Annotated in this window: 10 protein-coding genes; 8 read left to right on the forward strand and 2 right to left on the reverse strand. The window is 66.2% G+C overall.

The annotated features are described in order from the left end of the window. Positions 1-208: 208 nt before the first annotated feature. Entirely contained in the window at positions 209-1,147 is a 939-nt protein-coding gene (locus I5E68_RS01680) for a CHAD domain-containing protein (RefSeq protein WP_197160147.1), read from the forward strand. A gap of 70 nt (positions 1,148-1,217) precedes the next feature. After that, positions 1,218-1,691 (forward strand): CYTH domain-containing protein, encoded by a 474-nt coding sequence (locus tag I5E68_RS01685; RefSeq protein ID WP_197160150.1) that lies wholly within the window; start codon positions 1,218-1,220, stop codon positions 1,689-1,691. Positions 1,692-1,721: 30 nt separating this feature from the next. Here the strand turns inward: I5E68_RS01685 and I5E68_RS01690 are convergent, their stop codons facing one another. Continuing rightward, positions 1,722-2,171, reverse strand: coding sequence for a c-type cytochrome (locus I5E68_RS01690; protein ID WP_228726759.1), 450 nt, complete (start codon positions 2,169-2,171; stop codon positions 1,722-1,724). Positions 2,172-2,355: 184 nt separating this feature from the next. Between I5E68_RS01690 and I5E68_RS01695 the strand changes: the two genes are divergently transcribed. From I5E68_RS01695 to I5E68_RS01710, 4 genes are all read left to right on the forward strand, one after another. Then, positions 2,356-3,783: an MATE family efflux transporter gene (locus I5E68_RS01695; RefSeq protein ID WP_197160152.1), complete on the forward strand. Its 1,428-nt coding sequence runs from the start codon at positions 2,356-2,358 to the stop codon at positions 3,781-3,783. 124 nt (positions 3,784-3,907) lie between these two features. Next, positions 3,908-4,192 carry a co-chaperone GroES gene (locus I5E68_RS01700; RefSeq protein WP_197160154.1) on the forward strand — a complete coding sequence of 95 codons (285 nt, stop codon included), beginning with the start codon at positions 3,908-3,910 and terminating at the stop codon, positions 4,190-4,192. Between the two features lie 119 nt (positions 4,193-4,311). After that, positions 4,312-5,973, forward strand: coding sequence for a chaperonin GroEL (gene groL, locus I5E68_RS01705; protein WP_197160157.1), 1,662 nt, complete (start codon positions 4,312-4,314; stop codon positions 5,971-5,973). Between the two features lie 382 nt (positions 5,974-6,355). Further along, on the forward strand, positions 6,356-7,330 hold the full coding sequence (locus tag I5E68_RS01710) for a serine hydrolase (protein ID WP_228726760.1): 975 nt from the start codon (positions 6,356-6,358) through the stop codon (positions 7,328-7,330). A 129-nt stretch (positions 7,331-7,459) separates the two neighbouring features. Here the strand turns inward: I5E68_RS01710 and I5E68_RS01715 are convergent, their stop codons facing one another. Next, on the reverse strand, positions 7,460-7,798 hold the full coding sequence (locus I5E68_RS01715; protein WP_197160162.1) for a hypothetical protein: 339 nt from the start codon (positions 7,796-7,798) through the stop codon (positions 7,460-7,462). A 220-nt stretch (positions 7,799-8,018) separates the two neighbouring features. Here I5E68_RS01715 and polA point away from each other — a divergent pair, with 220 nt between their 5' ends. Both polA and I5E68_RS01725 read left to right on the forward strand, forming a co-directional pair. Next, complete coding sequence (gene polA, locus I5E68_RS01720; RefSeq protein ID WP_197160163.1) at positions 8,019-10,859, forward strand: DNA polymerase I; 2,841 nt, start codon at positions 8,019-8,021, stop codon at positions 10,857-10,859. A 236-nt stretch (positions 10,860-11,095) separates the two neighbouring features. Further along, positions 11,096-12,220, forward strand: a complete 1,125-nt coding sequence (locus I5E68_RS01725) for a mechanosensitive ion channel family protein (RefSeq protein ID WP_197160169.1) — start codon at positions 11,096-11,098, stop codon at positions 12,218-12,220. The last annotated feature ends 1 nt before the right edge of the window (position 12,221 follow it).

Consider the following 12,221-nt stretch of genomic DNA (forward strand, 5'->3'; position numbering starts at 1 on the left):
CGCCCTTTTCGTTTGTGCGCCTTCCGTTCACGCCGTGCCTCTCGCGCGGTGTTCAACCTTGCCCGGACTTGCGCTCCAGTGTCACATTGTGGTCAGAACTGTGCATCGCCCTTAGGTGTTGATCCGAGTCGGCACTCGGCTGCGGTGCCGCGAAGACCGAAGGCGGGACTTGCCTGGTGCGGGTCTGCCGATCAGGCAAGGAGCATGGATGTCCTACCGCTTCAGCCAGCAGGATGCCTGTGTGGAGCGGGCGCTTCGCCGTATAGCGACCGAGCAGGTGGACGTGGCCCTCGGTGCGATCGCGCAGGGGCGAGCCGATCCGGCGCTTGCGGATCACGCCGTTCATGAGGTCCGCAAGTCCTGCAAGAAGGTGCGCGCGCTCCTGCGCCTCGGGCAGCCCGCGCTCGCCGATTATGGCGATGCCGATGCCTGTTTCGCCGGGCTTGCCCGCGGGTTGTCCGGTTCGCGCGATGCCCGGGTCGTGATGGCCAGCTTCGAGCGCCTGACCGCGCGTCTGAAGGGAGGCGGACCGGATCTGGAGCTGTCAGCGCTTTGCCAGTCGCTCAAGGCCGGGGTGGGCCTGCCCTATCCGAGCAGCGCTGAGGGTGGCGCTGGGCCGCCACAGGTTCTTCATGCCCTCGACGAGGCGGCCGGGAGGCTGGAGGCGGCACGGGACCAGATCGCAGGCTGGAACCTGTCGCTGACTGGCTGGGAGGCGCTCGGCCCCGGGCTTGCGAAAACCCTCGCAAAAGCGACGAGGGCGCGTGATGCGCTGGTCCGCAAGCCCGGAGCCAGGGCCCGGCATGACTTACGCAAGCACCTGAAATATAACTGGTATCATACTAGACTATTGGCTCCCTTGTGGCCCGGCCCTTTCCGTGCGAGGGCGGCGAGCCTGGCACAGGTGACCGAAGACCTGGGCGAGCATCACGACTTGTTCGTGCTTTGCGGCCACGTGCGTGACGCAGCGAGCAAGGGCAAGCGTGGCTGCCGAGAGGCAGCGGACTACGTGCTGCGTCGGGCGGCAAGGCGCCAGCGCAAGCTGGAGCGCAGGGTCGATCCGGAGATCGCGCGGCTGCTCGTGCGCAAGCCGGTCGGGCTGGCGCGTGATTGGGGTCGGCTCTGGTCGATCGCGATGGACCGCTGAGCCGGCCGGCTCGTGCGGCAGTGAATCCGCAGGTCCACAGCGCGGTGGAGGCGGGGCAATGGAGAAGGCCATGGCAACCGAGATCGAACGCAAGTTCCTCGTCACCGGCACCCAGTGGCGTGCGCAGGTCACCGCGACCCGAACCATCTGCCAGGCCTATCTCGCGCGGGCTGAGCACGCCAGCGTGCGGGTGCGCGTGATCGACGGGCGCGATGCACGCCTGACCATCAAGTCGGCGCGTACGCAGATTTCGCGGGAGGAATTCGAATACCCGGTGCCGCTCTCCGATGCGCGCGCGATGCTGTCGCTGCGCGAGGGCGGGCTGGTCGAGAAAGTGCGCCATCTCGTACCCGCAGGCGGCGGGCGGACCTGGGAAATCGACGTCTTTGCAGGGGCTCACGAAGGGCTGGTGCTGGCCGAGATCGAGCTGGAGCACGCCGAGGAGCGTTTCGAGCGGCCCGCATGGCTGGGCCGCGAGGTCACCGGCGAGCGCTGCTACGGCAATGCCGCGCTGGCGCTCGCCGGCAAGGTCGACGCGGCCTAGCTGAGCCTCCAGGCTGCTAGGGGCAGGACCCTAGAGCGTTTCGAGATAGTCGATGATCGCCTTGCGGCGCGCCGGGTCCGGTACGGTCATGACCATTTTGGTGCCCGGAGCCATCTTCATCGGACCCTGCAGCCAGGTGTCGAGCGTCTCGCGCGTCCATACGATGCCCGAGTTCTTGAGTGCGGGGCTGAAGTTGTAACCCTCGACATCTCCGGCAGTGCTGCCCACGATCCCGGCGAGAGTGGGGCCGACGCCATTGCGGCCCGGCTCTACCGAATGGCACGAGCGACAGATCGCGAAGCCGGCAGGAGGCTGTGCGGCGGCAGTCTGCGGTGCCGGGGCGGCCGCAGAACCGGCCGAGGCGCCGGTGCCTGCTGCCGCTTGTGCCGGGGCTGCGGCGCTTTCCTTCGTGTCCTCTCCCGAACCGCACGCGGCGACCAGCGCCAGGGGTGTCAGGGCAAGCATGGTCTTGAAATGCATGAAATGTCCTCGCTCTCGATGCGGCGCTTTCGCGCCATCGCTCAACCTGGCGCGCAGGACTAGGTGCAGGCCGGGGCCGATCGCAAGGGCGTTGTTCGCCCGATCGCGTGGTTTCCCGAAGTGCGAACAGGTGCGATTTCGCTTTCTAAGCTGCGGCCCTGCGCCTAGTGCGCCGCTGCCGACCATGGATCACGCAGCGCCCTCTCAAGCATTCCGAGTCGAACTCGGCGCCACCTTGCGACTTGCGGGGCCGCTGGCGCTTGCCAACCTGCTGCAGATGGCGGTCTTCGCCACCGACGTGATGTTCGTCGCGCGGCTCGGGCAGCAGTCGCTTGCGGCGTCGAGCCTGGCGGTGGCGATGATCGCGGTGCTGATGATGGGCCTCAACGGCGTGACGTCCGCTTGCGCTCCGCTGATCGCGGCGGAACTGGGGCGGCGCGAGAATGCCGTACGCGAAGTGCGCCGCACCACGCGCATGGCGCTGTGGCTGGCGGTCTCGCTGGGGCTTGCGGGCATCGTGGTGTGCCAGTTTGCCGAAGAGTTCATGCTCGCGACCGGACAGGACCCGGTACTCGCGCGCATGGGCGGCGATTTCCTCGCGCTGCTCTCCTTCGGCATGGTGCCGATGGCGGTGGCCAACGTCTTGCGGACATTCGTTTCGGCCATGGGCCGGCCGATCTTCGCCACCGCGATCACTGCGGCCTCGATCCTCGTCAACATCGTCGGCGATTACGCGCTGGTCTTCGGCCACTTCGGGATGCCGCGGCTCGAACTGACCGGCGCTGCGCTGGCCTCGATCATCACTGCCAGTTCGACGGTCGTCGCCTATGTCTTCGCGATCAGGGCCGACCGGCGCCTGCGCCGTTTCCACATCTTCGGGCGCTGGTGGCGCACGGAATGGGCGCGCATGCGCCAGATGCTCGCGCTCGGCCTGCCGATCTCGGGCACGCTGATCGCCGAGGGCGGGCTGTTCAGCGGTGCGGCCTTCCTGATGGGGCTGGTCGGCGAAGCGCAACTCGCAGCCCATACGGTGGCCCTGCAGATCGCGGCGATCGCTTTCCAGGTGCCGTTCGGTATCGGCCAGGCCGCGATGATCCGGGTGGGCTACCACTATGGCGGTGCACGCCGCCAGGGCATCGCCGATGCGGGGACCGCCGCGATCGCGATCTGCCTCGCTTTCGCGGCGATCTCGGCCGCCTTCATCCTGCTCTTCCCGCGCTTCGTGCTCTCGGCCTACGTCGACGTCTCGGACCCGGCCAACGCGGTCATGGTCGAGCTGGCGGTGAGCTACCTGTTCATTGCCGCCGTGTTCCAGTTCTCCGATGCGCTACAGGCCGTGGCGGCAGGCGTGCTGCGCGGTATCCAGGATACCCGTGTGCCTATGGCGATCGCGGTTGTCGGCTACTGGCTTGCGGGTTTCGCGACCTCGGCGGTGCTGGGCCTCTATACCCACCTCGAGGGCGTCGGGGTCTGGCTCGGCCTTGCTGTGGGCCTGACCGTCGCGGCGGTGCCGCTGCTGGTGCGCTGGTACGCGCGCGAGCGCTTCGGCCTCCTGCGCGTGCTTGATACGACCCCTGCCAGATCGCCTCGACGGATATCCGCCCCGGCCTGAAAAATTTTGTCGGGCGCGTTCTTGACGCCCCATGGCAGCGGGACCATATCCGCCGCGCTGGCACTCTCCAGACCAGAGTGCCAACACGTATTTTTGCCTGTTCATATGACCAAGGGAGACTCCCATGACTTTCCGCCCGCTGCACGACCGTGTTCTCGTGCGCCGCGTCGAGGCCGAGGAAAAGACGGCCGGTGGCATCATCATTCCTGACAGCGCCAAGGAAAAGCCCGCTGAAGGCGAAATCGTCGCCGTCGGCAACGGCGCCGTGGTCGACGGCAAGGTCGTCGCTCTCGACGTCAAGGTCGGCGAGCGCGTCCTGTTCGGCAAGTGGTCGGGCACCGAGGTCAAGGTCGACGGTGAAGACCTGCTGATCATGAAGGAAAGCGACATCCTGGGCGTGATCGGCTGATCACCCGTCTTCCGGCGCAGGCCGGAAATCTGTCGTTCGACTGAAACTCGATAGGGCCGCTCGGTCGGCCCGCGCTCCCGGCTCTGGCCGGGGCGACGAAGAGAAAAAGGAATTCTATTATGGCAGCCAAGGACGTAAAGTTCTCGCGCGACGCTCGTGAGCGCATTCTCGCCGGTGTCGACACCCTCGCCAATGCCGTCAAGGTGACGCTGGGCCCCAAGGGCCGCAACGTCGTCATCGAGAAGAGCTTCGGCGCGCCCCGCATCACCAAGGACGGTGTTTCGGTCGCCAAGGAAATCGAACTCAAGGACAAGTTCGAGAACATGGGCGCCCAGATGATCCGCGAAGTGGCCTCGAAGGCCAACGACGCGGCTGGCGACGGCACCACCACCGCCACCGTTCTTGCCCAGGCGATCGTTCGCGAAGGCATGAAGTCGGTTGCGGCCGGCATGAACCCGATGGACCTCAAGCGCGGTATCGATCTCGCGGTCGGCAAGGTCGTCGAGAACCTCAAGGGCCGTTCGAAGGAAGTCGCCGGCACCTCCGAGATCGCCCAGGTCGGCGTGATCTCGGCCAATGGCGACCGTGAAGTCGGCGAGAAGATCGCCGAGGCCATGGAAAAGGTCGGCAAGGAAGGCGTGATCACCGTGGAAGAGGCCAAGGGCCTCGAATTCGAACTCGATGTCGTCGAAGGCATGCAGTTCGACCGCGGCTACCTCTCGCCCTACTTCGTCACCAACCCCGAGAAGATGACCGTCGAGCTCGACAACCCCTACATTCTCATCCACGAGAAGAAGCTGTCGAACCTGCAGTCGATCCTGCCGATCCTCGAAGCCGTTGTTCAGTCGGGCCGTCCGCTCCTGATCATCGCCGAGGACATCGAGGGTGAGGCTCTGGCCACGCTCGTCGTCAACAAGCTGCGCGGCGGCCTCAAGGTCGCAGCCGTCAAGGCTCCGGGCTTCGGCGACCGCCGCAAGGCCATGCTCGGCGACATCGCGACGCTGACCGCTGGCGAGATGGTCTCGGAAGACCTCGGCATCAAGCTCGAGAACGTCACCCTGCCGATGCTCGGCGAGGCCAAGACCGTCACCATCGACAAGGACAACACCACCATCGTCGACGGCGCTGGCGCTGCCGAGGAAATCAAGGCCCGCGTCGAGCAGATCCGCGCGCAGATCGAGGTCACCACCTCGGACTACGACCGCGAGAAGCTGCAGGAGCGTCTCGCCAAGCTTGCTGGCGGCGTTGCCGTGATCAAGGTCGGCGGTGCTTCGGAAGTCGAAGTGAAGGAGCGCAAGGACCGCGTCGACGACGCGCTGCACGCGACCCGCGCAGCCGTTGAAGAAGGCATCGTCCCCGGCGGCGGTACCGCTCTGCTCTACGCCACCAAGGCTCTCGAAGGTCTCAAGGGCGAGAACGACGACCAGACCCGCGGTGTCGACATCGTGCGTCAGTCGATCCTCGCTCCGGCGCGCCAGATCGCCCAGAACGCCGGCTTCGACGGCGCTGTCGTCACCGGCAACCTGCTGCGTGAGGACGACGAGACCCAGGGCTTCAACGCTGCCACCGACGTCTACGAGAACCTCGTGGCCGCCGGCGTCATCGACCCGACCAAGGTCGTGCGCACCGCGCTGCAGGACGCCGCTTCGGTTGCCGGCCTGCTGATCACCACCGAAGCCGCGATCTGCGACGCTCCGGAAGACAAGCCTGCCGGCGGCGGCATGCCCGACATGGGCGGCATGGGCGGCATGGGTGGCATGGGCGGCATGGGCGGCTTCTGAGCCCCCTGACCCCAGCCATCGGCTGAACAACGAAGGGGCCGGGTGGACGATGTCCTCCCGGCCCTTTTGTGTCTGCGCCACGGATGGCGCCGACAGGGGCGCGGGCACAGGCGCGAATCACCTTTTCCAAAGGCCCGTCGCAGGCCTGCCGATGGAAGGGGACAATGTGCGCCAGGTCGTTCGAATGCGTCTTTCGGGCGAAAGGAATGTACGGTTTTCGGCAATTGCTCGCAGAGGCCCTGCAGTTCGTCGCGCACGGATGGCGTTTTGTCCCCGATGCGTTAACCTGCCATCAGGTGGACAACTCTAGGATGGGCTCTGCATGATCCGGGCAGGCAAACTCATCGCGCGGTGCCGCGCTGGCACCTTACGCGTTTTTTCGATGGCGGCTTTCGCTGCGGCAGCGTTGTTGCCGGCTGGCGCGGCGCAGGCGGACGATCTGGGCAATGTCCAGAGTTCGTTCGACTCGATGTTCGGCACCGAGCTGCGTGGCCCGCCGGTCTATTCGACCCAGTTCGGTCACCAGCTCGCCAGCGCGGCCGAAGCCTCGCGCGGGCGCATCGGCGTCGCGGCGATCGACCTGAAGACCGGGCGCACGCTCGATGTTCTGGGCGACCAGCTCTTCCCGATGGCCTCGACCAGCAAGATCGCGATTGCCGCGACCTTCCTCGAAGGCGTCGACCAGGGCCGCTGGACCCTCACCAGCGAATTCCCGATGCTCATTCCGGTGCCCTCGCGCCCGTTCTCCAGCGCGGTCGCACCGGTGCGCGAAGGCCAGTATCTGAGCGCCGCGCGCCTGATCGAGCTGATGCTGACGCGGTCCAACAACTACGCCACCGACGGCCTGCTGCGCGTCGTGGGCGGCCCCGATGCGGTCAATGCCTGGGTGCGTCGTGCCGGGATCAAGGACTGGCACCTCGACCGCGACATCGCCACGCTGGTGCGCGACGACGGTGCGATCGACCCGGCGCGCGTGGTCGACAAGCGCGACAGCGCCTCGCCGCTGGCAGTCGTGCAGCTGCTCAAGGGGCTCTACGAGGGCCAATGGCTGAGCAAGCGCAGCCACAACTTCCTGATGGAGACCATGGAGAACTGCGTCACCGGTCGTCGTCGCATCCCCGCCGGTATTCCCAGCGGTGCGATCGTGCGCCACAAGACCGGCTCGCTCAACAACACCTCGAGCGACATCGGCATCGTCGAGACCGCCGATGGGCACGTGTTCGCGGTTGCGATCTACGTTACCGGGCAGGGCAGCCGTCCCAACCGCGAGGCCCGTATCGCGAGCATCGCGCGCACCGTCTACAACGGCTACATGACCGAAAGCGCGGGTCCCTACCGTACCGCCGCCTCGCGCTGATCGCTCGAGGCTTGCGGGGGGCAAGACCCGCTCACACGAAAAAGGCGCCGCAGGGATTTACCCGCGGCGCCTTTTTCGTGTGAGCGGCTCGGAAGGCCTGCGGCGTGCAGGCCCTCCGGTTGCCGCAGATCAGTTGGTGTTGGGGTTGCCGTCGGTGTTGTCGTCGAGTTCCTTGGCGACGTCATTGGCGGCATTCTGCGCGTCGTTGGCGATGTCGTCTGTGGTCTTCTCGGCGCTGGCTGCTGCGTCTGCTGCGGCGTCGGAGGTGTCGTTGGCGGCGTCATTCATCGCGTTGCCCATCGAATCGCCCATGTTGTCCATGGCGTTGCCTGCCTCGGTGGCGTAGGCGCCCATGTCGTCGGCAGCCGAGGATGCGGTGTCCGAAGCGGCATCCTGGGTCTGCTCGGAGCAGGCCGCGAGCGAGGCGGCTGCGATAACTGCGGTGGCGGTGATAGCGATCTTGCGCATCTTTCAGTAATCCCTCTTGTTTGAACGCGTATAGCGGAGCGGTCGGTGGCGACGCCCCCCGGCCCTTTCCGGCGCGGTCCCTGTCGTTACGAGCGGGGTCCGGGCCATTCAAGCACTCACCCGGTAACTAGTGCACAGAGCAAGGGTTCCCGTTTATACGGCATTTCCCTTGTGAAGTCCCCGGCTGACGGCTCGGCAAAGCGCTGCTACGAGGCATCTCATGGAGCCCAAGCAGCATCTCTACCTCGTCGACGGATCGGCCTACATCTTCCGCGCCTATCACCGTCTCCCCCCGCTCACGAACCCGGAAGGCACGCCCGTGGGCGCGGTCTACGGCTACACCACGATGCTGTGGAAGCTGGCCGAGGATCTCGATAAGGCCGAAGGGCCAACGCACATGGCGGTCATCCTCGATGCGGGCAGCAAGTCGTTCCGCAACGACATCTACGAGGACTACAAGGCCAACCGTCCGCCCCCGCCCGAGGACCTTGTTCCCCAGTTCCCGCTGATCCGCGACGCGACCCGCGCTTTCTCGCTCCCTTGCATCGAGGAACAGGGCTACGAGGCGGACGATCTCATCGCCTCCTATGCGCGCGCTGCGGCGAAGCAGGGGTGGGACGTGACCATCGTCTCCTCGGACAAGGACCTGATGCAGCTCGTCGGCACCTGCCCCGAGGGCGGCGGCAAGGTCGACATGCTCGACACCATGAAGAACCTGCGCATCGACATCCCCGAGGTCGAGGAGAAGTTCGGCGTCACCCCCGACAAGGTCGGCGACGTACTCGCGCTGATGGGCGATGCGGTCGACAACGTGCCGGGTGTCTTCGGTGTCGGTCCCAAGACCGCGACCAAGCTCATCCAGGAGCATGGCGACCTTGAAAGCGTGCTCGCCGCTGCGCCGGACATGAAGAAGTCCAAGCTCAAGGAGCGCCTGATCGAGCAGGCCGAACAGGCGCGCCTGTCGCGCGTGCTCGTTGCGCTCAAGGAAGATTGCGCGCTGCCGATGGGCCTCGACGAGGTGAAGCTCAACACCATTCCCCCCGAGCCGCTCGCACAGTTCCTGACCAGGCACGGCTTCACCAGCCTTCTCAAGCGCCTCGAGACCGGCAACGGCAGCCCCTCGAAGGCCACCGATCTCAATCCGGCCAAGGCGCAGAACGCGGGTTCCGGCCCCGCCGAGGGCGCTGCGCGTCAGTCGCTGCCCGAGATGCCCGCCGTCGATTATGCCGCCTACGAATGCGTGCAGACGGTGGAGGCTCTCGAGGCCTGGATCGCCAAGGCTCACGCGGCCCACCTCCTTGCGGTCGATACCGAGACCTCCGCGCTCGAGGCGATGCAGGCCGATCTGGTGGGCGTCAGCCTCGCCATCGGCCCCAACGAGGCCTGCTACATTCCGCTCGGCCATGGCGGCTCGGACATGTTCGCGGAAAAGCCCGAGCAGGTGGCGATGGACAAGGCCATCGCGCTGCTCAAGCCCCTGCTGGAGGACGATGCGGTCCTCAAGGTGGGGCAGAACATCAAGTACGACCTCAACGTGCTCGCACGCTACGGGATCGCCGTCTCGCCCATCGACGACACCATGATCGAGAGCTTTTGCCTCGATGCGGGCCGTGGCACCGACGGGATCGGCGGCGGTCACGGCATGGACGAGCTGTCCGAGCGCCACCTCGGCCACAAGCCGATGGCGTTCAAGGACGTGTGCGGTACCGGCAAGAAGGCAATCCCCTTCGGCGCGGTCCCGCTCGACAAGGCGACGCACTACGCCGCCGAGGACGCCGACGTTACCTGGCGCCTGCACAGCCTCCTCAAGCCCCGCCTCTCCGAGGAGGGCGGTACGCGCATCTACGAGAAGGTCGATCGTCCGCTGATCCCGGTCGTTGCCCAGATGGAGCGCCACGGCATCAAGGTCGACCGCGAGAAGTTGGCCGGTCTCTCGGCGCAGTTCGCCAAGACCATCGGCGCGCTCGAAAAGGAGATCCACGAGGCGGCCGGGCAGGAATTCACCATCGGCAGCCCCAAGCAGCTGGGCGAAATCCTGTTCGACAAGCTGGGCTACAAGGGCGGCAAGAAGGGCAAGTCGGGCCAGTACTCGACCGACCAGTCGGTGCTTGAACGCCTCGCCGAAGAGGGCGCCGAAGTCGCCACCAAGGTGCTCGAATGGCGCCAGCTCTCCAAGCTGCGCTCGACCTATACCGAGGCGCTGCAGGCCGCGATCAACCCGAAGACGGGCCGCGTCCACACCAGCTACTCCCTCGTGGGTGCACAGACCGGGCGTCTGTCCTCGACCGATCCGAACCTGCAGAACATCCCGATCCGCACCGAGATCGGCCGCCAGATCCGCGACTGCTTCGTGGCCGAGGAGGGCAATGTCCTGCTTGCCGCCGACTATTCGCAGATCGAGCTGCGCCTCGCCGCGCACATGGCCGACGTGCCGAGTTTGCGCGAAGCCTTCGAGCAGGGCGAGGACATCCACGCGCGCACCGCGACCGAGCTGTTCGGCGAGGTCAACCGCGACACGCGCGGGCGCGCCAAGACGATCAACTTCGCGATACTCTACGGCATCTCGCGCTGGGGCCTCGCGGGGCGTCTGGGCACCGATGCCGATGAGGCGCAGGCGATGATCGACCGCTACTTCGAGCGCTTCCCGGGCATCCAGAAGTACATCGTCTCGACGCTGGAAGGCGTGCGCGAGCGCGGCTATTCGGAAACCCTGTTCCACCGCAAGACCTGGTTCCCGCGCATCAACTCGAAGAACGGAGCCGAGCGTCAGGGCTCCGAACGCGCGGCGATCAACGCGCCGATCCAGGGCACCTGCGCCGACATCATCAAGCGCGCGATGGTGCGCATGACCCCGGCGCTCGAGGATGCAGGGCTTGGTCACGTGCGCATGCTGCTGCAGGTGCACGACGAACTCGTCTTCGAACTGCCCGAAGGCGACGTGGAAGCTGCCTCGAAGGTGATCGAGAAGGTCATGGCCGAGGCGGCAGGACCGGCGGTCGAACTGACCGTGCCGCTGGGCGTGGAGATCGGCTCCGGCCCGAGCTGGGGAGCGGCGCACTAAGGACCAGGAAGAGGGGAGTTCCGAGGGCTATAACCCTCGGGGCTCGCCGGACTGTCGAAGGCAGAGCCGGGCGGATGCCGTGTGACGGCGCTATCGCTCGCAATACTCTTCCTTCGTCATTCCCGCCTGCGCGGTGACGACGACGAAGCTCGGCCCGAACCCGCAGGATAACGCGCGGTCACCTCGAAAAGTCCTTCGCACTTGCAACTGTTGCGATGCAGCATAGTTTGCGTTGGATGACAGACTTGCTCGACACCCTGCTCGGCGATCTGCCGACCTGGCTCCAGCAGACGCTGGTAGCAGTCCTCGCTGCGGCGATTGCCGTGGTGATCGCCCTCGTGGTCCACGCGATCCTGTTTCGCATCCTCCATCGCTTCGCCAAGGCCAGCGACACCGATTCGGACAATCTGGTGGTGCGCCGGCTGGCGCGCCCGAGCCGGTGGGCGCTGGTCGCGCTGGCGATCGTGCTCGCGGCGCGCGAGACGCCTGCTCTCGAGGCAGTCTGGCAGCGTGCGGGCGGGTTGATCATGCCGCTGCTGGTGGGCTGGATGGCGCTGGCGATCGTCAATGCCTTCGTCGATGCGATGGTCATGCGCGCGGACATCTCGATGGCCGACAACCGCCGCAACCGGCGCCGGCGCACGCGCATCACGATCTTCGGGCGCATCGCGACCTTCATGATCGTGTTCCTGACCGTCGGGCTGATGCTGCTCTCGATCCCCGGCGTGCGCGACATCGGCGTGACGCTGATGGCTTCCGCCGGTCTTGCCGCCCTCGCTGTCGGTGCCGCAGCGCAGCCTGCGCTCAAGGCGCTGATCAGCGGCTTCCAGATGGCGCTGACCGAGCCGGTGGTGATCGGCGATGCGGTGATCATCGGCGGCGAGTGGGGCTGGATCGAGGAGATCCGCACGACTTACGTGGTGGTCAAGGTCTGGGACGAGCGGCGCATGGTGGTGCCGACAAACAAGTTTCTGGAAGAGATTTTCCAGAACTGGACCAAGACCACCTCGCAATTGCTCGGAACGGTCATGCTCTACGTCGACCCGCATAGCGAGCTCGAGCCGATCCGGCAGAAGTTCTTCGAGATCGTCTCGGCCAACGAGCGCTGGGACGGGCGGGTCAAGCACATGCAGATCACCGAACTCACCCGCGATGCGATCGAGGTGCGCTTCCTGATGACCGCCAAGGATTCGCCCACGCTGTTCGACTTGCGCTGCGATGTGCGCGAGGCGCTGATCCAGTGGCTTGCCGCCGCCATGCCCGAGGCGATCGTGCGCAGCCGCGTCCTGCCGATCACGCCCGGTGAGGGCGAGGGCATCGGTGCGCCTTCCGCGGCGGTTCTGGGGCAAATGGGGGGCTGAG

It is taken from the genome of Novosphingobium aureum (genome assembly GCF_015865035.1).
GTDB classification, from domain to species: Bacteria; Pseudomonadota; Alphaproteobacteria; order Sphingomonadales; family Sphingomonadaceae; genus Novosphingobium; species Novosphingobium aureum.

What these genes read in the sequence shown, in the direction of transcription:
- I5E68_RS01690 (WP_228726759.1), bottom strand. Translation starts at nt 2,171, where the DNA reads ATGCATTTCAAGACCATGCTTGCCCTGACACCCCTGGCGCTGGTCGCC.
- I5E68_RS01700 (WP_197160154.1), top strand. Translation starts at nt 3,908, where the DNA reads ATGACTTTCCGCCCGCTGCACGACCGTGTTCTCGTGCGCCGCGTCGAG.
- I5E68_RS01695 (WP_197160152.1), top strand. Translation starts at nt 2,356, where the DNA reads ATGGATCACGCAGCGCCCTCTCAAGCATTCCGAGTCGAACTCGGCGCC.
- I5E68_RS01685 (WP_197160150.1), top strand. Translation starts at nt 1,218, where the DNA reads ATGGCAACCGAGATCGAACGCAAGTTCCTCGTCACCGGCACCCAGTGG.
- I5E68_RS01715 (WP_197160162.1), bottom strand. Translation starts at nt 7,798, where the DNA reads ATGCGCAAGATCGCTATCACCGCCACCGCAGTTATCGCAGCCGCCTCG.
- polA (WP_197160163.1), top strand. Translation starts at nt 8,019, where the DNA reads ATGGAGCCCAAGCAGCATCTCTACCTCGTCGACGGATCGGCCTACATC.
- I5E68_RS01680 (WP_197160147.1), top strand. Translation starts at nt 209, where the DNA reads ATGTCCTACCGCTTCAGCCAGCAGGATGCCTGTGTGGAGCGGGCGCTT.
- groL (WP_197160157.1), top strand. Translation starts at nt 4,312, where the DNA reads ATGGCAGCCAAGGACGTAAAGTTCTCGCGCGACGCTCGTGAGCGCATT.
- I5E68_RS01725 (WP_197160169.1), top strand. Translation starts at nt 11,096, where the DNA reads ATGACAGACTTGCTCGACACCCTGCTCGGCGATCTGCCGACCTGGCTC.
- I5E68_RS01710 (WP_228726760.1), top strand. Translation starts at nt 6,356, where the DNA reads ATGGCGGCTTTCGCTGCGGCAGCGTTGTTGCCGGCTGGCGCGGCGCAG.